Below are 23,463 nucleotides of genomic sequence, written 5' to 3'. Positions count from 1 at the left end.
GCAGCCTTCGGCAGCTCCTACGGTCATTCATGACCTGAATGGAAGACAACCCGCAATCCCCAGCTACTATTGTGCCCAGCTCCCCTACCTATAAGAGGCTGCGCACATGAGTCTTTCCTCTTTCAAAATCGCTCACAAGCTGATCACCGGCGCAGGTGCCATTGAGCAACTGGCCGCCGAGCTGACACGCCTGGACATCGACAACCCGCTGATCGTCACCGACGCCGCCCTGGTCAAGTCCGGCACGGTAGAACTGGCACTGGCGCAGTTGGGCGAACGCAGTTACGAGATTTTCGACCGGGTACTGCCAGACCCGGAAATCGCCATCGTCGAAGATTGCATGCGTGCCTATCGCGACGGTGGGCATGACGGCTTGATCGGCCTGGGCGGCGGCAGTGCCATCGACATTGCCAAGAGCGTGGCGGCCTATGCCGGTTACCACGGCGCGCTGGAGGATCTGTTCGGTATCGACCAGGTCCCGCGCAAGGGCCCGCCGCTGATTGCCATCCCGACCACCGCCGGCACCGGCTCGGAAGTGACCAACGTCGCCATCCTTTCCGACAAGGTCGCGCAACTGAAGAAGGGCATTGTCAGCGACTACCTGTTGCCGGATGTGGCGCTGGTCAGTCCGCAAATGACCCTGACCTGTCCGCGCAGCGTCACGGCGGCCAGCGGCGTCGATGCGCTGGTGCACGCTATCGAGTCCTATCTGTCGGTCAACGCCTCGCCGATTACCGATGCGTTGGCCATCGGCGCCATCAAGTTGATCGCCAAGGCTTTGCCCAAGGCCTACGCCAACCCGTCGAACCTGCAAGCCCGGGAAGACATGGCCACTGCCAGCCTGATGGCCGGGATGGCGTTCGGCAATGCCGGGGTCGGCGCGGTGCATGCGCTGGCGTATTCGCTGGGCGGGCGTTTCAACATTGCCCATGGGGTCAGTAATGCCTTGCTACTGCCCCATGTCATGACCTGGAACAAGATGGCCTGCATCGAACGCATGCAGGATATCGCCGAGGCCATGGGTGTGAAGACCGCTCATTTGAGCATCAACGAAGCGGCCGACAAAGCCGTGCAAGCCATGAGCGAGCTGTGTGCAGCCGTGGAAATTCCTCAGGGCCTGCGCAGTTTCGGTGTGCCCGAGGACGCCATCCCGTCCATGGCCGTGGAAGCGGCGGGGATCGAGCGCTTGATGCGCAACAATCCGCGCAAATTGAGTGCCACCGATATCGAAAAGATCTATCGCGCGGCGTATTAGGGCTTCTGCCGTTGATGGATGATGGCAAGGTCCAATCATCGCGCTCACGGTGCGCACGTCAAAGCATGAGGTATACAATGCGCGCCATCGTGATTCTGCTCAGAAAAGGTGCGTCATGCAGCCCTTCGTAATTGCTCCGTCGATTCTCTCCGCCGACTTCGCCCGCCTGGGTGAAGAAGTGGACAATGTCCTGGCCGCCGGCGCTGACTTCGTGCACTTCGATGTCATGGACAACCACTACGTGCCCAACCTGACCATCGGCCCGATGGTCTGCGCGGCACTGCGCAAGTACGGCGTGACCGCGCCGATCGACGCGCACCTGATGGTCAGCCCGGTGGACCGCATCGTCGGCGACTTCATCGAAGCCGGCGCTACTTACATCACCTTCCACCCGGAAGCCACCCAGCACATCGACCGCTCCCTGCAATTGATCCGCGAAGGCGGCTGCAAGTCGGGCCTGGTGTTCAACCCGGCGACCCCGCTGGATGTGCTCAAGTACGTCATGGACAAGGTCGACATGATCCTGTTGATGAGCGTCAACCCGGGCTTCGGCGGGCAGAAGTTCATCCCCGGCACCCTCGACAAGCTGCGTGAAGTGCGGGCGCTGATCGATGCCTCCGGCCGTGATATTCGCCTGGAAATCGACGGTGGCGTGAACGTGAACAACATCCGCGAAATCGCAGCGGCCGGTGCCGACACCTTCGTCGCCGGCTCGGCCATCTTCAATGCGCCGAACTATCAGGAAGTCATCGACAAGATGCGTTCCGAACTGGCGCTGGCTCGCCCATGAGTGGCTTTGAGCAGTTGTTCCCGGGGCAACTGCCGCGGCTGGTGATGTTCGATCTGGACGGTACCTTGATCGACTCGGTCCCGGACCTGGCAGTGGCTGTGGACAAGATGCTGCTCAAACTCGGTCGTAAGCCCGCCGGTCTGGAAGCAGTACGCGAATGGGTCGGCAACGGCGCGCCGGTATTGGTGCGTCGTGCGCTGGCTGGCGCTATCGATCATTCGGCGGTCGATAAGCACGAGGCCGAACGGGCGCTGGAGTATTTCATGCAGGCTTATGGCGAGAGCCATGAGTTGACGGTGGTGTATCCCGGTGTGCGCGACTTCCTCAAGTGGCTGCAAAAGCAGGGCGTCGAGATGGCACTGATCACCAACAAGCCGGAGCGTTTCGTCGCGCCGCTGCTGGATCAGATGAAAATCGGTCGTTACTTCCGCTGGATCATCGGCGGCGACACCCTGCCACAGAAAAAACCCGATCCGGCCGCGCTGTTTTTCGTGATGAAAATGGCCAACATTCCGGCTTCGCAGTCGTTGTTTGTCGGCGATTCGCGCAGCGATGTGCTGGCGGCGAAAGCGGCGGGGGTCAAGTGCGTGGCCCTGAGCTACGGCTATAACCACGGTCGGCCAATTGCCGAAGAGTCGCCGGCGCTGGTGATCGACGACCTGCGCAAACTAATTCCCGGTTGCCTGGATCCGGCCGCTGAGATAACGTTGGCCGACGCTGTCAAACCCCCTTCTGGAAACGCCATCGTGGTGGTCACTCGCAAACTCTGGATGAAAGTCATCAAGGCCCTGGCCCGCTGGCGTTGGCGCGCCTGACTTGATTCTGGCCGGTTATCCGGCGCGTTTGCATACCTGACTGTTCGACCCTCAAGCCACGAGGCACCTCATGATCCGCGAAGAATTCCTGCGTTTGGCCGCTGCCGGCTACAACCGCATCCCGCTTGCCTGCGAAACCCTGGCCGACTTCGACACGCCGCTGTCGATCTACCTGAAGCTGGCCGACGAGCCCAATTCCTACTTGCTGGAGTCCGTACAGGGCGGCGAGAAGTGGGGCCGTTACTCGATCATCGGCTTGCCGTGCCGCACCGTGCTGCGGGTTCACGATCATCACGTCAGTGTGACCGTCGATGGCGTCGAGACCGAAAGCCACGATGTGGAAGACCCGCTGGCCTTCGTCGAAACCTTCAAGGCCCGCTACAACGTGCCGACCATTGCCGGCCTGCCGCGCTTCAACGGCGGCCTGGTGGGCTACTTCGGTTACGACTGCGTGCGTTACGTGGAAAAGCGTCTGGGCAAGTGCCCGAACCCGGATCCGCTGGGCGTGCCGGACATTCTGCTGATGGTCTCCGACGCGGTGGTGGTGTTCGATAACCTGGCCGGCAAGATGCACGCCATCGTCTTGGCCGACCCGGCGCAGGAAGACGCCTTCGAACAAGGTCGCGCACGCCTGGAAGAGCTGCTGGAAAAACTCCGTCAGCCGATCACCCCACGCCGTGGCCTGGACTTCAGCAAACAACAATCGGCTGACCCGGTATTCCGCTCCAGCTTCACCCAGGACGATTACGAAAAAGCCGTCGACACCATCAAGGAATACATTCTGGCCGGTGACTGCATGCAGGTCGTGCCGTCCCAGCGCATGTCGATCGACTTCAAGGCGGCGCCGATCGATCTGTACCGCGCGCTGCGCTGCTTCAACCCGACGCCTTACATGTACTTCTTCAACTTCGGCGACTTCCACGTCGTCGGCAGTTCTCCGGAAGTGCTGGTGCGGGTCGAAGACAACCTGATCACCGTGCGCCCGATTGCCGGCACCCGTCCGCGGGGCGCCAACGAAGAGGCCGACCTGGCGCTGGAAAAAGACCTGCTGTCGGACGACAAGGAAATCGCCGAACACTTGATGCTGATCGACCTCGGTCGCAACGACACCGGTCGCGTATCGGAAATCGGTTCGGTGAAGCTCACCGAGAAGATGGTCATCGAGCGATACTCCAACGTGATGCACATCGTGTCCAACGTCACCGGGCAACTGAAAGCAGGGCTGACGGCCATGGACGCACTGCGAGCGATTCTGCCGGCGGGCACCTTGTCCGGCGCACCGAAGATTCGCGCAATGGAAATCATCGACGAACTGGAGCCGGTCAAGCGTGGCGTCTACGGCGGTGCGGTCGGTTACTTTGCCTGGAACGGCAACATGGACACCGCCATTGCGATCCGCACGGCGGTGATCAAGAACGGCGAACTGCACGTGCAGGCCGGTGGCGGCATTGTGGCTGACTCGGTGCCGGCGCTGGAATGGGAAGAAACCCTGAACAAGCGTCGCGCGATGTTCCGCGCCGTTGCCCTGGCCGAACAAACCCCGAAAGCCTGATTTCACGCAAAACCCTATAGGAGCGAGCTTGCTCCGGGCGGCGTTCCGACGATGGGGCCATCACTGCCACATTGATGTTGTCTGACCCACCGCTATCGCGAGCAAGCTCGCTCCTACAGGGGTTACACCACCATAAAAAAACGCGGCGCCTGTGAGGGTGCCGCGTTTTTTATTGCCTGCACATCAGAAGTCCAGCGCAACACCTAGGTTGATGCCCTGTTGGGTGAAATCGTCGTCCTTGCGAATACTGTAGCTGGCGCGCAATGCCAGGTCCTTGGTGAGGTTGTGGCTCACCCCAAGGTTCACACGTTGCAAATGACTTTGCGGGGTGTAGCCTTCCAGCGTGAACTGATTGTTCGGCAGGCTGTTGAGGTTGATACCCACGTCCTGAGTGTCGTCGTTGTACTCACGCTCGATTGCCGCTTCGCCGAAAACCTGGGTTTGCGGGGTGATCTGGTATTTGCCCTGCAGGCCAGCGCCCAGACGCCGGGAAATACGCTCCTGATCGACGAAAGTCAGCGCCGTGGAATTGTTGCCGTCCTCCGAGTAACCGTCGACTTGTACCTTGGAGAAGTCGGCGCTGACAAACGGAGACAGGTGCCAGGGGCTGCTGGCTTGTTGCGCAATGTCGTAACCCACGCGTGCGCTGAAGGCTTCGACGTAGCCGCTGGTATCGCCTTTTTCGCCGCGTTCGTTGACGCCCAGCTGGAATTTACGCTTGAGGCTATCGTAATCCAGATGCCCGGCCGTCAACGCCGCATCAGCCCACACACGGTTTTGCTGGTACTGGGCGAATGCCGTGCCCAGGTAAGTGTTGAGCTTGTAGTCGGAATCGTTGTTGCCGGCTTCGAGTTTCTGGTTATAGAAACCGGCCACCAGGCCGACACGCCAGGCATCGTCGAGACGATAGCTGCCACCAATGTTCAGGTTGGCTCCGTTACCGTCGGCGCTTGCCACGCTGTCCTGACCGTCAAAGTCCTGATGCTGTCCGCCGCCGGAAACAATGGCTCGCCATTGGCCGACGCCTTGCCAGTTTTCCCAATCGGCCAGCCACTGATTGCGCAATTCATCCTGATGCGCACGCACGGTGCCCTGGGCCATTTCCGGCAGCAAGGTCAGCTCCCACGGCGCCGCCAGTAGGGAATAGGCGTAATCGGCAATCAGGCGCTGCCCGGCTTCGGTGGGGTGCACCGAGTCGTTGTAGATCAGCTTGGTCGGGTCCGGCGTGGCGCTGTTGATGCCGTAGCGGGCGTTCTCGGTGCAGCCGTTGCCGCTGAAGCAGGTGGCGATGAGGTTCTGGTCGGTGGCCAGGCCAAACTGTGCCGGGTTGGCGAACGTCTCTTTGAGCAGTACCGGAATGTTGAGCGGGATGACTTCGGCATTGATGTTTTGCAGTCGGCTTACCAGTTCAGTGTTGAACTGGGCGCTGAGTTGGGACGTGAACGCTTGCAGCGGGGTGCCGTTGAACGCCGGGGTAAAGCCGATATCGGGCAGCAACCAGACCATGACGTACTTGGCGCCGGCGGTTTGCAGCGTCTGCACGCTGTCGGCCAGGCGGTCGGCGGCGGCACTGGCCTGGGGCAGACTGGTGACTCGACCTTGCAGGAAGTCGTTACCGCCGCCCGACAGGTAATACAGTGCGTTCGGGTCGGCACGGAAGTTATTGGATGGAAGATAGCCGGCCCGGGTGCGTTCGCCGGTGGCGGAGGTGCTGGTAATCGAATCAAGAATCTGGTCGGTACGGTAGCCGCCTACAGCCCAGTTGTTACCATCAGGCAGGCCTTCGTTGGCGCGAACTGCTGAAGCAGAGGATGCCGTCTGGTCTGGTGAAAACCCCAGTTTTCCGCCCAGAATCTGCGTGGCGTTGAGCGAGCGGACTTCGCCGCTGCCATCCAGGTACACCGGCCCCGTCCGGTTGGTGAAGCGCTGCGTCGCCCCGGCAGGCCCGCCCGTGTCGGCAAAGGTCCCAGCGTCGTTGAGGCTGTCCCCGAAGACAATGAAACTTGTATAAGGATTAGGTGCGGCGTTCGCCTGGGCGCATGCGATCGCGAGCAAGCATCCTGCGAGTGGTACAAACAACGACTGTTTGATCATGAGCAAGTCCGTTTATTTATTGTTGTAGTGAACGAAACGACAGTACCAAAAACTTTCGGCCTTTTGCCATCTGTCGCGAAGCCTTTGATAGTTTCGCGGGCAGCACCCCCGGCGATATTGCGCGCTCTGCCCAGCTAAGTTACTGTGCCGGAACGTACGAACGAGACCTTCCCCGTGTTGATCATCAGTAAACTCCTGGATCAAGTCATCAAGGCACACGCCCGCTGGCGTTGGCGCGCCTGAATTCTTTTGCCGGCCTTGCCGGACCTGTATCGCTTTGCCTTCTTTACCTGTTTGAAATGCCGCTTTGCTGGCGCTGCTCCAGCACCAGACAAAGCGCAGCGCTCTGCGGGTAAATCATTCGAAGGCCATCTTAAAAGTCAGTGAATTCAAGAGGTTCTAAACGCCATGTTGCTGATGATCGATAACTACGACTCCTTTACCTACAACGTTGTGCAGTACCTGGGCGAGCTCGGCTCCCAAGTCAAGGTCGTGCGCAACGATGAACTGACCATCGCTGAAATCGAAGCCCTCAACCCTGAGCGCATCGTTGTGTCCCCCGGTCCTTGCACGCCGACCGAAGCCGGCATCTCGATTGAAGCGATCAAGCATTTCGCCGGCAAACTGCCGATTCTTGGCGTCTGCCTCGGCCACCAGTCCATCGGCCAGGCTTTTGGTGGTGATGTGGTGCGCGCCCGCCAAGTGATGCACGGTAAGACTAGCCCGGTATTTCACGAGGACAAGGGTGTATTCGAGGGCCTGAATCGTCCGCTGACGGTCACGCGCTATCATTCATTGATCGTCAAGCGCGAAACCCTGCCAGATTGTCTGGAACTGACCGCCTGGACCCAGCTCGAAGACGGCTCGGTCGACGAGATCATGGGCCTGCGTCACAAGACGCTGAACATCGAGGGCGTGCAGTTTCACCCTGAGTCGATCCTCACCGAACAGGGCCACGAACTGTTCGCCAACTTCCTCAAACAAACCGGCGGCACGCGCTAAGGACTTTTCATGAATATCAAGACAGCCCTGAGCCGAATCGTCGATCACCTCGACCTCAGCACCGATGAAATGCGCGATGTCATGCGCGAAATCATGACCGGGCAATGCTCCGACGCGCAGATCGGCGCGTTCATGATGGCCATGCGCATGAAGAGCGAAAGCATCGACGAGATCGTCGGCGCGGTGTCGGTGATGCGCGAGCTGGCGGACAAAGTCGAACTCAAGACACTCGACGGTGTGGTCGATGTGGTCGGCACCGGCGGCGACGGCGCCAATATCTTCAACGTGTCGACCGCTGCTGCGTTCGTGGTTTCCGCTGCTGGCTGCACCGTGGCCAAGCACGGCAACCGTGCAGTCTCGGGCAAGAGCGGCAGTGCCGATCTGCTGGAGGCGGCCGGTATCTACCTGAACCTGACACCGGTGCAAGTGGCGCGCTGCATTGACAACGTTGGTATTGGTTTCATGTTTGCCCAGACCCATCACTCTGCGATGAAATACGCTGCAAGCCCGCGCCGCGAACTGGGTCTGCGGACCTTGTTCAACATGCTCGGCCCGCTTACGAATCCGGCCGGTGTGAAGCATCAAGTGGTGGGCGTGTTCACCCAGGCATTGTGCCGGCCGCTGGCGGAAGTGTTGCAGCGTCTGGGCAGCAAGCATGTGCTGGTGGTGCATTCGAAGGATGGCCTGGATGAGTTCAGCCTGGCAGCACCGACCTTCGTGGCAGAGCTGAAAAACGACCAGATCACCGAGTATTGGGTCGAGCCGGAAGACCTGGGCATGAAGAGCCAGAGCTTGCATGGCCTGGCGGTGGATAGCCCGGCGGCGTCCCTGGAACTGATTCGCGATGCCCTGGGCAAGCGCAAGACCGAGAACGGTCAGAAAGCGGCCGAGATGATCATGCTCAATGCCGGTGCTGCGCTGTACGCAGCCGACCATGCCAGCAGTTTGAAAGAGGGAGTTGCACTTGCGCACGATGCGCTGCACACCGGCCTCGCTCGGGAAAAGCTCGAGGAGCTGGGTGCGTTTACCGCGGTATTCAAAGTGGAGAATGAGGGATGAGTGTACCGACGGTTCTGCAAAAGATTCTGGCGCGCAAGGTCGAGGAAGTCGCCGAGCGCAGCGCTCGCGTCAGCCTCGCCGAGCTGGAAAGTCTGGCCAAGACGGCCGATGCACCCCGTGGTTTTGCCAAGGCCTTGCTGGCTCAGGCCAAGCTGAAGCAGCCGGCAGTCATTGCCGAAATCAAAAAAGCCTCGCCGAGCAAAGGTGTGATCCGCGAGAACTTCGTTCCCGCCGACATCGCCAGAAGCTACGAGAAGGGCGGCGCGACCTGCCTGTCGGTACTCACCGACATCGACTACTTCCAGGGCGCGGATGCGTACCTGCAACAGGCCCGCGCGGCGTGCCAGCTGCCGGTGATCCGCAAGGACTTCATGATCGATCCATACCAGATCGTCGAAGCCCGTGCCTTGGGTGCCGACTGCGTGCTGTTGATCGTTTCCGCGCTGGATGACGTGAAAATGGCCGAACTGGCGGCCGTGGCCAAAAGCGTCAACCTCGATGTGCTGGTGGAAGTCCACGACGGCGACGAGTTGGAGCGGGCCTTGAAAACCCTCGACACTCCACTGGTTGGCGTGAACAACCGCAATCTGCACACCTTCGATGTCAGCCTGGAAACCACCCTCGACCTGTTGCCGCGTATTCCGCGCGATCGTCTGGTCATCACCGAGAGCGGCATTCTCAACCGCGCCGATGTCGAACTGATGGAAATCAGCGACGTCTACGCGTTCCTGGTCGGCGAAGCGTTCATGCGCGCCGAAAGCCCGGGTACCGAGTTGCAGCGTCTGTTCTTCCCTGAGCGCGGCGTGCCGGTCAGCGGTTCGACACTCGACTGATTACTCGCAGATCGAGTCGACCCCATCGCGAGCAGGCTCGCTCCCACAAGGGATTTGCTAATGTCAAAGATCCAATGTGTGCGAGCCTGCTCGCGATGACGGCATAAGATGCACCTCAGGCTGAATGTCTTACGGATTACCTCATGACCCCAATCTCCCTCACCATCGAAGCCGGCCTACAAGCCGAGCAGGATCTGTTGGCCTCGGTCTGCGCCGGCGACGCGGAGTTCGGCCTGCTGTTCTGGCAGCCGAGCGATCGGGCGTTGGTCATGCCGCGGCGTTTGAACCGCTTGGCGGGTTTCGAGGTGGCATGTGAAGTGTCGGCGGCGGCCGGTTGGCCAGTGCTGTTGCGTGAAACCGGTGGCGAGCCAGTGCCGCAATCGGCCTCAACGATCAACATCGCATTGGTATATGCGCCGCCGCGCAGCGAAGGGGATCTGAATCGCATCGAAACCGGTTACCACCGTTTGTGCGATCCGATTTGTCAGTTGCTGGATGAGTTAGGTGGCACTTCGTCCCTGGGTGAAATCGAAGGCGCCTTCTGTGACGGTCGCTTCAACGTCAACCTCGATGGTCGCAAGATGGTCGGCACCGCCCAGCGCTGGCGCCAGAGTCAGGGTGGGCAGCGTCCGGTAGGACTGGTGCATGGGGCGTTGCTGCTGGATAACGAGCGAGAGTCTATGGTCGCCGCGGTCAATCGTTTCAACGAGGCCTGCGGTCTGGAGCAACGCGTACGCGCCGAAAGCCACATCGCGCTGCATGAGAAGTTCGCGGCGCACGATGCCCTGGCGCGCCTCGACTATCTCTACCGGTTGGTGCTGGTGCAGATGTTCAGCGGCTAGGTTTTCGAGCTTATCGCGTACCGAAAACCACCATGGTCTTGCCTTTGACGTTCACCAGTTCGCGTTCTTCCAGATCCTTGAGGACGCGACCGACCATCTCCCGGGAACAACCGACTATCCGCCCGATCTCCTGACGGGTCACCTTGATTTGCATGCCATCGGGGTGAGTCATGGCATCTGGCTGTTTGCATAGCTCCAGCAGGCAGCGGGCGACTCGACCGGTTACATCAAAGAATGCCAGGTCACCGACCTTGCGCGTGGTGTTGCGCAGGCGCTGTGCGATTTGTCCGCTGAGGACGTAAAGAATGTCTGGATCCTGCTGGGACAACTCGCGGAATTTCGCGTAGCTGATTTCCGCGACTTCGCATTCAGCCTTGGCCCGCACCCAGGCGCTGCGCTCCTGCTCCAGGCCAGCTTGCTCAAACAGACCCAACTCGCCGAAAAAGTCCCCGGTGTTCAGGTAGGAAATGATCATTTCCCGGCCGTCGTCATCTTCGATCAGGATGGTGACTGAGCCTTTGATGATGTAGAACAGCGTTTCCGAACGGTCGCCGGCACAAATGATGTTGCTCTTGGCCTGATAGCGGCGGCGCTGGCAATGCATCAACAGCTTGTCGAGGTTCTTGATCTTGGGGTTGGGGGCAATCGCAACCATGGTTGTATCCCGAAAAGACTGCACGGTGTGTTTGGTTTTTTTATGAATAGCGAACGCTGGGGGAAAGCTGGCAATGCGCCATTGATTTGGCGTCAGCTTAACAGACACCTCCTGCAATATTCGAGCATTTACCTACAAGGCGGTGGGATATGTCCTAGGACGCCGGGCGCCGTCAGTCACGGGGCCTGTGCTAAGCTGGCGACCCTTTTTTATACAGTGGAGTCTTGGCGATGAAGGCACGCATCCAATGGGCTGGCGAAGCCATGTTCCTCGGCGAATCCGGTAGTGGTCATGTCGTGGTCATGGACGGTCCGCCCGATGCCGGCGGACGTAACCTGGGTGTCCGGCCGATGGAAATGCTGCTGCTGGGTGTCGGCGGTTGCAGCAATTTCGATGTGGTCAGCATCCTCAAGAAGTCCCGCCAGGCGGTCGAAAGCTGTGAAGCGTTCCTTGAAGCCGAGCGTGCGACCGAAGATCCAAAGGTTTTCACCAGGATCCACATGCATTTCGTGGTCAAGGGCCGTGGGCTGAAAGAAGCCCAGGTCAAGCGCGCCATCGAATTGTCTGCCGAGAAGTATTGCTCGGCCTCGATCATGCTCGGCGCGGCAGGCGTGGCAATTACCCACGACTACGAGATCATCGAGCTCGGTTGAATCGACATTCAACTATCATAAAAGCAGTGCAGACTCTGGCGAACACAAGCTGACGTCTGCATAATGCGCCACTTTTTTCAGGGTAGTGGCCCGTCAGCCGACAGGCCTCGCACCCGAGCAGACAACCAAAATCGCCATCGCGAAGAGGTGTTAACCGTCCTACGCAGGTGCGTTGTTCGCATTTGACGGGCATGCTTGATCACGCGGCCGGGCCGCAAACACATAGAGAGTTTTTAACGGTGAAAAGCAAACTCAAGCTCCACGGGTTCAATAACCTGACAAAGACCTTGAGCTTCAACATCTATGACATCTGCTACGCGGAAACCCCGCAAGACCAGCAGGCTTACGTCGAGTACATCAATAAAGAGTACAACGCGAAACGCCTGACGCAGATCCTCACGGAAGTTGTCGATATCATTGGTGCCAACATCCTGAACATTGCCAGTCAGGACTATGAGCCGCAGGGCGCCAGCGTCACGATCCTGATCTCGGAAGAGCCCGTAACCCCGACCGACAGTCAGATCGAAGAGTCCCCGGGCCCACTGCCCGAAATCATTCTGGCCCACCTCGACAAGAGCCACATCACGGTGCACACCTACCCGGAGATCCATCCGGTCAGCGGTATTGCAACCTTCCGTGTGGACATCGACGTGTCGACTTGCGGGGTCATTTCACCGCTTAAAGCGCTCAACTTCCTGATTCACCAGTTCGATTCGGACATCGTGACCGTGGACTACCGTGTGCGCGGCTTCACCCGTGACGTTGAAGGCAAAAAGCACTTCATCGACCATGAGATCAATTCGATCCAGAACTACCTCTCCGATGACACTTACGACGCGTACCAGATGACCGACGTGAACGTGTACCAGGAAAACCTGTTCCACACCAAGATGCTGCTGAAGAACTTCGAACTGGATAACTACCTGTTCGGCGACGCCACCAACAACCTGTCCTCTGAGCAACGTGCCCAGGTGACCGAGCGGGTGAAACACGAAATGCTCGAAATCTTCTACGCGCGCAATATGGCGTAAGACTCTCGAACACAAAAAAGGCGACTCCCTCACGGCAGTCGCCTTTTTTATTGCCGGATACATTCCCTGTAGGAGCTGCGTTGCGGCTATCCGACTTGCCAGCGAAGAGTCCCTGCCAGGCAACCGAAAGATCAGATCCGATAAGTACTCTTGGTCATCACCTTGGCCATCAGACTCATCCCGAACTTCACCGGTGCCGGAAAGCGGAACCCGCCAGCCTCCAGCGCACTTTCGGCATGCTGTTCTTCATCGATGCGCATCTGTTCAAGAATCGCCCGGGACTTTTCATCCTCGGCCGGCAATTGTTCCAGATGTTCGTTCAGGTGTTTGCACACCTGGTCTTCCGTTGCCGCAACGAACCCCAGGCTGACTTTATCGCTGATCAGGCCGGCCACTGCGCCAATCCCGAACGACATGCCATAAAACAGCGGATTGAGGATGCTGGTGTGGCTACCCAGCTGATGGATGCGTTGTTCGCACCAGACCAGGTGATCGACTTCTTCTTCGGCGGCATGCTCCATCGCGGCACGCACTTGCGGCAGTTTGGCGGTCAGCGCCTGCCCCTGATACAGCGCCTGGGCGCAGACTTCGCCGGTGTGGTTGATGCGCATCAGGCCGGCAACGTGGCGTGTGTCTTCGTCGCTCATTTTCGCATCCGGCTGCACGATGGCAGGCGACGGACGGTACGGCTGGCCGCTGAAGGGCAGCAGGGTGCGCATCGCGGCATCGGCTTGCAGCAGTAGGCGGTCAATTGGCGAGTAGTGACGTTGGGTAGTCATGCTGACCTCCGGGGGAATTTCGGCGGCCAGTTTAACCCAATCGGCCGGGGAAGGTTTGCGCTGGGTCAGTCATCCTTGTAGGAGCTGGCTTGCCAGCGAAGAACGATAGCGCGGTGAATCAGGTTAACCGCGTCGCTTTGTTCGCTGGCAAGCCAGCTCCTACAGGGTGGGGTGGTCAATCAGCCCGGTGGCCAGTGCATCTGGCGCTGACCCAGCACGTGCATATGAATGTGGTAGACGGTTTGCCCACCCAGTTCATTGCAGTTCATGACCACCCGGAAACCCTCTTCACAGCCCAACTCCAGAGCCAGGCGCTGCGCGGTGAACAGAATATGCCCGGCCAGCGTCTTGTCGTCCTCGGTCAGGTCGTTCAAGGTGCGAACCGGTTTCTTCGGGACCACCAGAAAATGTACCGGTGCCTGTGGGGCAATGTCGTGGAAGGCCAATACCTGGTCGTCCTCGTAAATGATCTTCGCCGGGATTTCCCGGTTGATGATCTTGGTGAACAGAGTATCCACAGCTGTTTTCTCCGTTATTTGGGCTGGCCTGAGTGTACTCATGGCGTATGCCAGCGCCCAGCTTTTTACCTTGAATTGGATCAGCGCGGGCAGTACGCCTTGTTGATCATGCCGGCGATGGTGCGCGTCAGCCAGCGCGAGCCGAGCCGCGGCAGGAAGGCGAACCAGCGGTTGCGCCGCCCGGGAATAATGATCGCTTGATTCCTTTCCAGTGCGCGCACGGTGTAGAGCGCCACTTCCTCGGGGCTCATCAGCAGTTTGCTGTTGGCCAGTTTGTCGCTGTCGAGTTGTGCGGTACGGAAAAACGCCGTGCGGGTCGGCCCGGGGCAGAGCACCGAAACCTTGATCGCACATTTTCTCAGCTCGACGCGCAATCCTTCGGAAAAGTGCAGCACATACGCCTTGCTGGCGTAATAAGTGCTCATCCACGGCCCGGGTTGAAACGCCGCCACCGAGGCCACATTCAGAATCTGCCCGCCGCCTTGCAGGGCCATGCTGTTGCCGATGGCGTGGCACAGGCGGGTGAGGGCGAGGATGTTCACTTCGATCAGGTCTTGCTCGGTCATCCAGTCCTGGGCCAGAAACGGGCCGCAGGTACCGATACCGGCGCAGTTGACCAACAGATCGATCTGCCGGTCGCCTTCTTCCAGCTCCAGCAGGAATCCGGACAGGCGCAGCGGTTCGCCCAGGTCACAGGCACGGAACAACACTTCCACGCCGAACCTTTGGGTCAGTTCAATCGCAATACTTTCCAGCTGATCACGTTGTCGGGCCACCAGAATCAGGCTGCGGCCGCGCCGGGCCAGCGCTTCGGCCATTGCCAGGCCGATGCCGCTGGAGGCGCCAGTGATCAGAGCGTAACGGGTCATGCAGTTCTCCATCGCAACAGCTCCGCGCCGCGACGCAGGTGTCACGGGCCAGGAGCGCTGTTCATTCTTTCGCAGAGTCTACAGGGGGCCGGGCCTCTTCGGCTGCATCGTCGGTGGAATTTGGCACCGGTTCGATCTCGACTTCGATTTCATCGGTGGTGACCGAACTGCTTTCGTAGCTGCTCTGGGCGGCGCTTTTGTATTCTTCCCGTATCGCCGTGAGACCACCGGCCAGCGAGCCGAACAGAACCAGCGCGATAACGATCAGCCACAGCGAAGACAATACCTTGACCGCGGTACTGTTCGGCGGAGGCGGCGGGCCGTAGCGGTTGGCGGTGTCGTTGCCCGGTACGACCATGATCATGAACGGAAAGAAACTGCCAACGAACGGCACCAGGTTCAGCAGCCACAGCCAGCCGGACCAGCCGACATCGTGCAAGCGTTGAACAGTGATCTGGATGCTGACGAATACAAATCCGACGAACAGGATCAAGGCCAGCAAGCTGCCCAATATCAGGCCGGCGGTCGAATCCGCGCCGATGAGAGCCAGGGCGACCAAGGCAAACACCCCGCAAACGGCCAGAAGCACAGTTGACAGCACCAGCGTCCAGGCGAGGTAACGCAAGCGGCCGATCCGGCCATCGAAACTGAAGGGCTTGAGCGTGGCGAATTCCGCCACGGCTTCGCCGACGGGCGCGCGAGGCGGAGCGTAAGGGGACTGCGGATCTGCCAGGGCAGCCTGGCTACTGGCCGAAGGGTGGTCGTGAACGTCGGCGAGGTTCAGTTCGATCGGCGTTTCGGCTTCGATGCGGGCGTCGATACCGGTTTTGCTCAGCGCCTGGAGATAGGTCTGGGCATCGGCTTGCGACAGGTTGCGTTTGAGCGCTACCGGACGCCCGGTGAACAAGCGTTCAATGGCCGTGACATCGCTTTTGAACAAGTCGGCGAGATTGAGCTTTGCCGTGGTGATGTCGACACCGGGCAGCAAGGCGCCCTCGAATACGATCTTGAAATGATTTTCGCCCATGTGCGAAGCATCCTTGTCGCGAGAGGTTGAAAGAAGAATGTTGTGCCCGGGCGAGAGTAAGGCCAGCCGGGCAAGACTGGCCAAGGTTTGCTGTCAGCTCGGCCAGCGTTTGGTCAACTGGGCAGCCTGCTCCAGGGCCTTGCGGTACTCCGCGTCGAGACGTGCAATCAACTGCTCGACACTCGGCAAGTCCTCGATTTCTCCCACGCCCTGGCCGGCAGACCAAACGGTTTTCCAGGCTTTGGCCTCATCGCTCACGGGTTTGAGCTTGGAGCCGAAGTTGATCTCGCCCTTGCCTTGCAAGGCGGCCATGTCGAAACCGGCTGCTTCCAGACTCTGGCGCATGAAACTCGCGGGGACACCTGACACGGCTGGAGTATGGATGATGTCTGCCGCTTTGGATGTCAGCAGCATTTCTTTGTAGGCGTCGGGCGCGTGACTTTCGGTCGTGCCGATAAATCGTGTGCCAAAGTAGGCCAAATCCGCGCCGAGCAGTTGGGCGGCAAGAATTTCGTGGCCATGATTCAAGCAGCCGGCCAGCAACAGGGTCTTGTCGAAGAACTGGCGGATTTCGGCAATCAGCGAGAACGGGCTCCAGGTCCCGGCGTGTCCACCGGCGCCGGCAGCCACGGCGATCAAACCATCCACGCCGGCTTCGGCCGCTTTCTCGGCATGACGACGAGTCGTCACATCATGGAACACCAGGCCGCCGTAGCTGTGGACCGCGTCGACCAGTTCTTTCACGGCGCCGAGGCTGGTGATCACGATCGGCACTTTGTGCTCGACACAGATCTCAAGATCCGCCTGTAACCGTGGATTGCTGTTATGGACGATCAGGTTTACGGCATAAGGCGCGGGGTTTTCCAGTGTCGCCAGCCCGGCTTCGATTTCTTCCAGCCAGGCCTTGAAACCGCTGCTTTCGCGCTGGTTCAGCGCCGGGAAGCTGCCGACCACGCCCTGGCGACAACAGGCGAGTACCAATTGCGGATTGGAAATCAGGAACATCGGCGCCGCCACCACGGGCAGACGCAAACGTTGTTCGAGCAGAGCGGGCAGCGACATTGGAAGTACCCCGGTGAGTGGTGCCTGGTGGATTTAGAACGGCCGAACGACGACCAGAATTACGATAGCCAGCAATATCAGAACCGGCACTTCATTGAACCAGCGATAAAAGACATGGCTGCGGGTGTTCTCGCCACGGGCAAAACGTTTTACCTGGGCACCGCACATGTGGTGGTAGCCGATCAGAATCACCACCAGCGTCAGCTTGGCGTGCATCCAGCCACCCTGAGTGAAATACGCACTCGGGTTGAGGCTGATCAGCCAGCCGCCGAAGATCAGCGTAGCGATCATTGCCGGCCCCATGATGCCGCGATACAGCTTGCGCTCCATGACGCTGAAGCGTTCCTTGCTGACGGTATCTTCGCTTTGAGCGTGATAGACGAACAGCCGCGGCAAGTAAAACAGGCCGGCAAACCAGCAAACGATGCTGATGATGTGAAGTGCTTTGAGCCACAGATAAAGCATTTTTAGTTATTCCCAGGTTCACGGTAGCGGGAATAGTAGAGGCTAGAAGCTCCGCACGTCACCTTGACGGTTGTCGCAGGGGCGCGCGGCCCCTATTATCGACGGCTTTCCAGTGGGTTCGTTGAGGGCAGGTTTATGGTCAAGGTCGGTATCGTCGGCGGCACGGGTTACACCGGTGTCGAACTGCTGCGTCTGTTGGCGCAACATCCGCAAGCTGAGGTGGTTGTCATCACTTCCCGATCCGAGGCTGGCCTTGCCGTGGCCGACATGTACCCGAACCTGCGAGGCCACTACGACGGCCTGGCGTTCAGCGTTCCGGACATCAAGACCCTGGGTGCCTGCGATGTGGTGTTCTTCGCCACACCGCACGGTGTTGCCCATGCCTTGGCGGGCGAGTTGCTGGCGGCCGGGACCAAGGTCATCGACCTGTCGGCGGACTTCCGTCTGCAAGACGCGGATGAGTGGGCCAAGTGGTACGGCCAGCCGCACGGTGCACCGGAGTTGCTGGACGAAGCGGTCTATGGCTTGCCGGAAGTCAATCGCGAGCAGATCAAAAAAGCGCGCCTGATTGCTGTGCCGGGCTGCTACCCAACTGCAACGCAATTGGGTTTCCTGCCATTGCTCGAAGCCGGCCTGGCCGATACTGCGCATCTGATTGCTGACTGCAAATCCGGTGTCAGCGGCGCCGGTCGTGGTGCTTCCGTAGGCTCGCTGTACTCCGAGACATCGGAAAGCATGAAGGCCTATGCGGTCAAAGGGCACCGTCATTTGCCGGAAATCCGCCAGGGCCTGCGTCGTGCAGCAGGCAAGGACGTCGGTCTGACCTTCGTTCCGCACCTGACTCCGATGATTCGTGGCATTCATTCCACGCTCTACGCAACCGTTGTTGATCGCTCGGTGGATCTGCAGGCGCTGTTTGAAAAGCGTTATGCCAACGAACCGTTCGTCGATGTGATGCCGGCCGGCAGCCATCCGGAGACTCGTAGCGTACGGGGTGCCAACGTCTGCCGTATTGCCGTGCATCGCCCTCAGGATGGTGATCTGGTGGTTGTGCTGTCGGTGATCGACAACCTGGTCAAAGGCGCTTCGGGTCAGGCGGTGCAGAACATGAACATTCTGTTCGGGCTGGATGAGCGTCTGGGCCTGTCCCACGCCGGCATGCTGCCGTAAGCTTTATCGCGTACAGCAAAAGGCCCGTCTGACGGGCCTTTTTGCATTCCGGGCCGGCGATTGGATTGGTTGATATACCATAACAATAGTTGACCGCTTTTCTAGGAGAAGCGGATAATGCGCGTCATCACGCAATATGACGGCGTAACGCCGGGAGATAGTCAGCATGAGCGTCGAATCCTTCACCCCCACGGCTTTGCAATTCACCCACGGTGCCGCGCACAAGGTGAAGAGCCTGGTCGATGAAGAGGGGAATGATCGCTTGAAGCTGCGCGTATTCGTTACGGGCGGCGGTTGTTCAGGTTTTCAGTACGGCTTCACCTTCGATGAAGAAGTGGCCGATGACGACACCATCGTCGAGCGCGAAGGTGTGAGTCTGGTTGTCGATCCGATGAGCTTTCAGTACCTGGCAGGTGCCGAGGTGGACTACCAGGAAGGTCTGGAAGGTTCGCGTTTCGTCATCAAGAACCCGAATGCGACCACCACTTGTGGCTGCGGTTCTTCGTTCTCGATCTGATCAGCGCGCCTGCATTACAAAGCGCCGCATGGCCTCAGGGCCCTGCGGCGTTTTACTGTGTGGAGAATTTATGCGGGGTAGATGGCGCCCAGTACGCGCAAGCCGCGGGCACCGGTAACGCTCGGGCGGTTGGCCGCAATACCTTCGAGGCAGCAATGAGCCAGCCACGCGAAGGCCATGGCTTCGACCCAGTCGGGGTCTACGCCGTAAGTGGCAGTGCTGCTGACACTGGCGTTTGGCAATAGGCTGGCCAGGCGGTTCATCAACGCGGTGTTGTGGGCCCCGCCGCCGCAGACCAGTAGTTCCTGCGTGTCTGCCTGGGCGCTTTGCAGTGATTCGATGATGGTCAGCGCGGTCAGCTCAAGCAGCGTCGCCTGAACATCTTCGGCGGCGAAGGCTGGCAGTTGTGCCAGGTGCTGTGTCAGCCAAGGTAGGTTGAATACTTCCCGTCCGGTACTCTTCGGGCCTTTGGTTACGAAGAACGGATCGCTGAGCAGCTCATTCAATAGAGCCGGTTCAACCTTGCCGCTGGTGGCCCATTGGCCGTCGCGGTCATAGTTGTCGCCACGTTGCTGATGAATCCAGGCGTCCAACAGGACATTGCCCGGGCCGCAGTCGAAACCGGCAACAGGCTTACCGGGTTCGATCAGGCTCAGGTTGCTGAATCCACCGACGTTCAGCACGGCACGATTGCCGGTCCGTTCTTCAAACAGTGTCTCGTGGAAGGCAGGAACCAGCGGTGCACCTTGTCCGCCGGCAGCGACGTCACGGCTGCGGAAGTCGCTGACCACGGTGATGCCGGTCAGCTCCGTCAGCAGGGCCGGGTTGCCGATCTGCACGGTGAAACCGCGTGCCGGTTCGTGGCGGATGGTCTGGCCATGGCTGCCGATCGCACGAATGTCGTCAGGCTTCAGTTGCTGCTGAGCGAGAAGGGCATGAATCCCTTGGGCTGCCAGTTTCACCCAGTTCTGCTGGGCGATGGCGGAGCGGGCGATTTCGTCCGGGCCGCTGGCACACAAGCCGAGCAGCTCGGCGCGCAGGGAATCGGGCATCGGGATGTAGTGAGAGGCGATCAGCCTGATCGCCGGGGCTTGCTCGACCAGTGCGATGTCCAGGCCATCAAGGCTGGTCCCGGACATCACACCTATATAGAGCGCCATGACTTAGCGCTTGCTCGAAGCTAGCAGAGTGGCTTTTTCCTGTTCCATGCGCGCCATCAGTGGCTGGCTTTGGGCGAGGAATCGTGGGCGTTCGGCCTTGGCAATCGGATCGGCCATTGGCAGTTTCTGGCCCAGCGGGTCGACGTGCACACCATTGACCTGGAACTCGTAGTGCAGGTGCGGCCCGGTGGAGAGGCCGGTGGTGCCGATATAGCCAATCACCTGGCCCTGTTTCACCGTGCCGCCAGTCTTCACGCCTTTGGCGAAGCCTTGCATGTGGCCGTAGAGCGTGGTGTAGGTATTGCCGTGCTGGAGAACCACGGTATTGCCGTAGCCACCACGGCGGCCGGCCAGCAAGACCTTGCCATCACCGGCAGCCTTGATCGGCGTGCCACGCGGTGCTGCGTAGTCGACGCCTTTGTGGGCGCGGATCTTGTTCAGGATCGGATGTTTGCGGCCCATGGAAAATTTCGAGCTGATGCGGGCGAAGTCCACCGGTGTGCGGATGAACGCCTTGCGCATGCTGTTGCCGTCAGCGGTGTAGTAGCTGCTGTTGCCTTGTTTGTTGGTGTAGCGTACGGCGGTGTAGGTCTTGCCGCGGTTGGTGAAGCGCGCCGACAGGATCGGGCCAGTGCCGACGGCCTTGCCGTTGACCACCTTTTGCTCGTAGATCACGTCGAACTCGTCGCCCTGGCGAATATCCTGGGCGAAGTCCACGTCGTAGCCAAACACACTGGCCATGTCCATGGTCAGGCTGTGAGACAGGCCCGCTCGGGCCGCGGACTGCGACAGCGAGCTGTTGATCACGCCATGAACGTAAGCCGAGCGCACGCTCGGTTTGGCGGTAATGCGGTTGAAGGTGTAGCCCTTGTCGTTCTTGGTCAGGCTGATGCTTTCGAGGTCGTTGAGCTTGCTGTGCAGGTTGGTCAACTGGCCGTCAGGGCTCAGTTCGAATTCGAGTTTTTGCCCATGCTTGAGCTGGCTGAACTGCTTGGCCTGCTTGTCGCTGGCCAGTATTTCATGCACTGAGGTGGCTGGGAGACCGACCTTCTCGAACAGTGTAGAGAGGGTGTCACCCTTGGTGACGATCACTTCCCTGTGGCTTGCCGGCTTCTTTTCTTCGACGACCGGCGCCGGTTCGGTTTGAGCGGTTTCCTGAGTGTCTTCGGCGCTGTTGTCGATCTGCGCGAAGGGGGAGGTTGCTGGCTCATTTGTGGCTTGAACGGTGTCAGCAGCGTCTTGATCTTGTGTCAGTTGTTCAGCAGGGCTTTCCAGTTCAAGACTCAGGGTTGTCTTTTTGGCTTCAACATCGCTGGAAGGGAATACCAGGAGCGCCAGACTGAGAAGGGCGGCGATGCCACTTGCGGCAAGCAAGTGGGTCTTCGGGTAAAGCGGCGGCGCTTTAGACGATTCTGTGGTCATAAGTGGTTTTGACTTTGAAAAAGATGAATTGGAAAAGATGAATGACATGATGAAGATGAAATAACTGTATAAAATATAACCAAATCATCTCTGAAGCAAGTCCGCAGGCGCTCTGTCTGCGGATTGGCGTCCGTGCGCCGGGCAAACCTTGTATTTGACGCGCGATCTTGTATGGTTGGTTCCCTTTGAATCTGAGCCTTGCGGGTCTGTTATGAAGTCGGTTGAAGAGCAGCTAGCGCTGATCAAACGTGGTGCGGAAGAACTGTTGGTCGAGTCCGAGCTGATTGAAAAGCTCAAGCGTGGCCAGCCGCTACGTATTAAGGCGGGCTTCGATCCAACGGCTCCGGATCTGCACTTGGGTCACACCGTGCTTATTAATAAGCTGCGCCAGTTCCAGGAGCTGGGGCATCAGGTGATCTTCCTTATAGGTGACTTCACCGGGATGATCGGCGATCCGAGCGGCAAGAGTGCTACGCGCCCGCCGCTCACTCGCGAGCAGGTCCTCGAGAATGCCGAGACCTACAAGACTCAGGTCTTCAAGATTCTGGACCCGGCAAAGACCGAAGTGGCATTCAACTCCACCTGGATGGATCAGATGGGGCCGGCCGACTTCATTCGCCTGACTTCGCAGTACACCGTGGCTCGCATGCTCGAGCGCGATGACTTCGACAAGCGTTACACAACCAATCAGCCAATCGCCATTCATGAGTTCCTTTATCCGCTGGTTCAAGGGTACGACTCGGTAGCCCTGCGCGCAGACGTCGAGCTCGGCGGCACCGATCAGAAGTTCAACTTGCTGATGGGGCGTGAACTGCAGCGTGGTTATGGTCAGGAGGCCCAGTGCATTTTGACCATGCCGCTGCTTGAAGGCCTGGATGGCGTGAAGAAGATGTCCAAGTCCTTGGGCAACTACGTCGGTATACAGGAAGCGCCGGGTGTGATGTACAGCAAGCTGGTTTCCATTCCGGATGCGCTGATGTGGCGTTACTTCGAGTTGCTCAGCTTCCGCTCCATGGATGAGATCAATGCGTTCCGCGCTGATGTGGAGGCGGGTGCCAATCCGCGCGATATCAAGATCAAGCTGGCTGAAGAGATCGTTGCACGCTTCCATGGTGAGGAGGCTGCGGCCAGTGCTCATCGTGCTGCCGGTAACCGTATGAAGGATGGCGAGCTGCCTGAAGATCTGCCGGAAATCGAATTGACTGCTACCGAGGATATGCCGATCGCTGCTGTCCTTAATAAGGCAGGGTTGGTCAAGAACTCGGCGGTGGCGCGAGATCTCCTGGGTTCCGGTGGTGTGCGTATAGATGGTGAGGTTGTCGATCGCACCTTTATATATGCACTGGGCGCGACCCATGTTTGCCAGGCCGGGAAGAAGGCATTTGCGCGTATTACGCTCAAATCCGAATAAAGCTGAGATAAAGGGTTGACGGCGAATTTTAGAAGCCTATAATTCGCCCCACTTCCGGCGCAGTCGAAACGGAAAACTCCTTGGTAAACAATGAGTTATGCAGTTTTCGGCAGCAGGTTGCTTCAGGTCATCGAAGCCAAAAGGGAGTTGAAAAAGAGGTGTTGACAGCAGCGTGTAACGCTGTAGAATTCGCCTCCCGCTGATGAGAGATCTGAAGCGCAAGTGGTTGAAGTTACAAGGGAAACTTTGAAAGCTTCTGAAAAATACCACTTGACAGCAAATGAGGCTGCTGTAGAATGCGCGCCTCGGTTGAGACGAAAGATCTTAACCAACCGCTCTTTAACAACTGAATCAAGCAATTCGTGTGGGTGCTTGTGGAGTCAGACTGCTAGTCAACAGATTATCAGCATCACAAGTTACTCCGCGAGAAATCAAAGATGTAACCAACGATTGCTGAGCCAAGTTTAGGGTTTTCTCAAAAC

General features: G+C 59.0%; 23 protein-coding genes. 13 read left to right on the top strand and 10 right to left on the bottom strand.

Going from position 1 to position 23,463, the window contains the following annotated elements; all coding sequences use genetic code 11:
• The first annotated feature begins 106 nt into the window (after positions 1-106).
• The 4 genes from AC1D19_RS07450 to trpE all read left to right on the top strand — a co-directional run bounded on the left by AC1D19_RS07450 (position 107) and on the right by trpE (position 4,412).
• Complete coding sequence (locus AC1D19_RS07450; protein ID WP_477762837.1) at positions 107-1,255, top strand: iron-containing alcohol dehydrogenase; 1,149 nt, start codon at positions 107-109, stop codon at positions 1,253-1,255.
• Positions 1,256-1,370: 115 nt separating this feature from the next.
• Positions 1,371-2,045, top strand: coding sequence for a ribulose-phosphate 3-epimerase (gene rpe, locus AC1D19_RS07445; RefSeq protein ID WP_477755507.1), 675 nt, complete (start codon positions 1,371-1,373; stop codon positions 2,043-2,045).
• Positions 2,042-2,860, top strand: coding sequence for a phosphoglycolate phosphatase (locus AC1D19_RS07440; RefSeq protein ID WP_477762836.1), 819 nt, complete (start codon positions 2,042-2,044; stop codon positions 2,858-2,860). The genes rpe and AC1D19_RS07440 overlap by 4 nt, the downstream gene beginning before the upstream one ends.
• A 70-nt stretch (positions 2,861-2,930) precedes the next feature.
• Positions 2,931-4,412, top strand: a complete 1,482-nt coding sequence (gene trpE, locus AC1D19_RS07435) for an anthranilate synthase component I (protein ID WP_477762835.1) — start codon at positions 2,931-2,933, stop codon at positions 4,410-4,412.
• Between the two features lie 183 nt (positions 4,413-4,595).
• On the opposite strand, the gene estP is transcribed toward trpE, so the two are convergent.
• The gene (estP, locus tag AC1D19_RS07430) at positions 4,596-6,506 is read right to left on the bottom strand and encodes an esterase EstP (RefSeq protein WP_477762834.1); all 1,911 of its coding nucleotides are present in this window, start codon (positions 6,504-6,506) and stop codon (positions 4,596-4,598) included.
• Positions 6,507-6,914: 408 nt separating this feature from the next.
• On the opposite strand from estP, the gene AC1D19_RS07425 reads away from it, so the two are divergent.
• From AC1D19_RS07425 to AC1D19_RS07410, 4 genes are all read left to right on the top strand, one after another.
• Positions 6,915-7,508 (top strand): aminodeoxychorismate/anthranilate synthase component II, encoded by a 594-nt coding sequence (locus tag AC1D19_RS07425; protein WP_007906885.1) that lies wholly within the window; start codon positions 6,915-6,917, stop codon positions 7,506-7,508.
• Between the two features lie 9 nt (positions 7,509-7,517).
• The gene (trpD, locus tag AC1D19_RS07420) at positions 7,518-8,567 is read left to right on the top strand and encodes an anthranilate phosphoribosyltransferase (RefSeq protein ID WP_223548332.1); all 1,050 of its coding nucleotides are present in this window, start codon (positions 7,518-7,520) and stop codon (positions 8,565-8,567) included.
• Positions 8,564-9,400: an indole-3-glycerol phosphate synthase TrpC gene (trpC, locus tag AC1D19_RS07415; RefSeq protein ID WP_477759778.1), complete on the top strand. Its 837-nt coding sequence runs from the start codon at positions 8,564-8,566 to the stop codon at positions 9,398-9,400. Before trpD ends, trpC begins: the two co-directional genes overlap by 4 nt.
• Before the next feature lie 143 nt (positions 9,401-9,543).
• On the top strand, positions 9,544-10,242 hold the full coding sequence (locus tag AC1D19_RS07410; RefSeq protein ID WP_477762833.1) for a lipoate--protein ligase family protein: 699 nt from the start codon (positions 9,544-9,546) through the stop codon (positions 10,240-10,242).
• 10 nt (positions 10,243-10,252) lie between these two features.
• On the opposite strand, the gene crp is transcribed toward AC1D19_RS07410, so the two are convergent.
• Complete coding sequence (gene crp, locus AC1D19_RS07405; RefSeq protein ID WP_477756210.1) at positions 10,253-10,897, bottom strand: cAMP-activated global transcriptional regulator CRP; 645 nt, start codon at positions 10,895-10,897, stop codon at positions 10,253-10,255.
• A 230-nt stretch (positions 10,898-11,127) separates the two neighbouring features.
• On the opposite strand from crp, the gene AC1D19_RS07400 reads away from it, so the two are divergent.
• The gene (locus tag AC1D19_RS07400; protein ID WP_007994936.1) at positions 11,128-11,550 is read left to right on the top strand and encodes an OsmC family protein; all 423 of its coding nucleotides are present in this window, start codon (positions 11,128-11,130) and stop codon (positions 11,548-11,550) included.
• A 239-nt stretch (positions 11,551-11,789) separates the two neighbouring features.
• Positions 11,790-12,581 (top strand): adenosylmethionine decarboxylase, encoded by a 792-nt coding sequence (gene speD / locus AC1D19_RS07395; protein WP_477756209.1) that lies wholly within the window; start codon positions 11,790-11,792, stop codon positions 12,579-12,581.
• A 131-nt stretch (positions 12,582-12,712) separates the two neighbouring features.
• Here the strand turns inward: speD and coq7 are convergent, their stop codons facing one another.
• The 6 genes from coq7 to hemJ form a co-directional block, all read right to left on the bottom strand.
• On the bottom strand, positions 12,713-13,360 hold the full coding sequence (coq7, locus tag AC1D19_RS07390; RefSeq protein ID WP_223460272.1) for a 2-polyprenyl-3-methyl-6-methoxy-1,4-benzoquinone monooxygenase: 648 nt from the start codon (positions 13,358-13,360) through the stop codon (positions 12,713-12,715).
• A 179-nt stretch (positions 13,361-13,539) separates the two neighbouring features.
• Positions 13,540-13,878 (bottom strand): histidine triad nucleotide-binding protein, encoded by a 339-nt coding sequence (locus tag AC1D19_RS07385; protein ID WP_477762832.1) that lies wholly within the window; start codon positions 13,876-13,878, stop codon positions 13,540-13,542.
• Between the two features lie 80 nt (positions 13,879-13,958).
• A complete protein-coding gene (locus AC1D19_RS07380; RefSeq protein WP_477762831.1) occupies positions 13,959-14,747 on the bottom strand; it encodes an SDR family NAD(P)-dependent oxidoreductase in 789 nt (262 codons plus the stop codon).
• Positions 14,748-14,808: 61 nt separating this feature from the next.
• Positions 14,809-15,774 (bottom strand): DUF805 domain-containing protein, encoded by a 966-nt coding sequence (locus AC1D19_RS07375; RefSeq protein ID WP_477762830.1) that lies wholly within the window; start codon positions 15,772-15,774, stop codon positions 14,809-14,811.
• A 93-nt stretch (positions 15,775-15,867) separates the two neighbouring features.
• Positions 15,868-16,836, bottom strand: a complete 969-nt coding sequence (locus AC1D19_RS07370; protein ID WP_477762829.1) for an NAD(P)H-dependent flavin oxidoreductase — start codon at positions 16,834-16,836, stop codon at positions 15,868-15,870.
• 33 nt (positions 16,837-16,869) lie between these two features.
• Positions 16,870-17,301, bottom strand: coding sequence for a protoporphyrinogen oxidase HemJ (gene hemJ / locus AC1D19_RS07365; protein WP_477759775.1), 432 nt, complete (start codon positions 17,299-17,301; stop codon positions 16,870-16,872).
• Positions 17,302-17,436: 135 nt separating this feature from the next.
• Between hemJ and argC the strand changes: the two genes are divergently transcribed.
• Positions 17,437-18,471, top strand: coding sequence for an N-acetyl-gamma-glutamyl-phosphate reductase (gene argC / locus AC1D19_RS07360; RefSeq protein WP_008051660.1), 1,035 nt, complete (start codon positions 17,437-17,439; stop codon positions 18,469-18,471).
• Positions 18,472-18,637: 166 nt separating this feature from the next.
• Entirely contained in the window at positions 18,638-18,988 is a 351-nt protein-coding gene (gene erpA, locus AC1D19_RS07355; RefSeq protein ID WP_007906865.1) for an iron-sulfur cluster insertion protein ErpA, read from the top strand.
• Positions 18,989-19,056: 68 nt separating this feature from the next.
• Here the strand turns inward: erpA and AC1D19_RS07350 are convergent, their stop codons facing one another.
• Both AC1D19_RS07350 and AC1D19_RS07345 read right to left on the bottom strand, forming a co-directional pair.
• The gene (locus tag AC1D19_RS07350; protein WP_477759774.1) at positions 19,057-20,148 is read right to left on the bottom strand and encodes an anhydro-N-acetylmuramic acid kinase; all 1,092 of its coding nucleotides are present in this window, start codon (positions 20,146-20,148) and stop codon (positions 19,057-19,059) included.
• Between the two features lie 3 nt (positions 20,149-20,151).
• Entirely contained in the window at positions 20,152-21,570 is a 1,419-nt protein-coding gene (locus AC1D19_RS07345) for a peptidoglycan DD-metalloendopeptidase family protein (protein WP_477762828.1), read from the bottom strand.
• A gap of 211 nt (positions 21,571-21,781) precedes the next feature.
• Between AC1D19_RS07345 and tyrS the strand changes: the two genes are divergently transcribed.
• Positions 21,782-22,981 carry a tyrosine--tRNA ligase gene (gene tyrS / locus AC1D19_RS07340; protein ID WP_477763139.1) on the top strand — a complete coding sequence of 400 codons (1,200 nt, stop codon included), beginning with the start codon at positions 21,782-21,784 and terminating at the stop codon, positions 22,979-22,981.
• The last annotated feature ends 482 nt before the right edge of the window (positions 22,982-23,463 follow it).

The organism is Pseudomonas sp. P1_C12, from assembly GCF_056406435.1.
Note: the sequence above shows the minus strand (reverse complement) of the source record. Positions and strands in the feature narration are given on the sequence as shown.